Source organism: Brevibacterium sp. SIMBA_078 (assembly GCF_046534565.1).
Taxonomy (GTDB): Bacteria; Actinomycetota; Actinomycetes; order Actinomycetales; family Brevibacteriaceae; genus Brevibacterium.
This window is the reverse complement of record NZ_JAWRYQ010000653.1, coordinates 1-231: the sequence shown is the minus strand read 5'-3', so window position 1 is coordinate 231 and position 231 is coordinate 1. Positions and strand designations below refer to the sequence as shown.

Below are 231 nucleotides of genomic sequence, written 5' to 3'. Positions count from 1 at the left end.
AGATTTTTCACAATGGAATGATGTTTATCTCACATTACGGGGAGAGTACGGTGCTCGCTCAACCGCAACTGCTCAAGATGACCCACTTTCAAGTGTCATGCATGTTGCTGCGCCCATAATCGATAATGGTAATATTATTGGATCAGTCACTGTGGCTAAGCCCAATCGCTCTGTACAACCTTTTATAAATATGTCTAAGTACCGTGTATTAAGTTGGTTAGTCGTGATGAG

At 42.0% G+C, this 231-nt stretch carries 1 pseudogene; it reads left to right on the top strand.

The annotated features are described in order from the left end of the window. Window positions 1-231, top strand: a pseudogene (locus SB749_RS21115) (hypothetical protein); the annotation flags it as partial.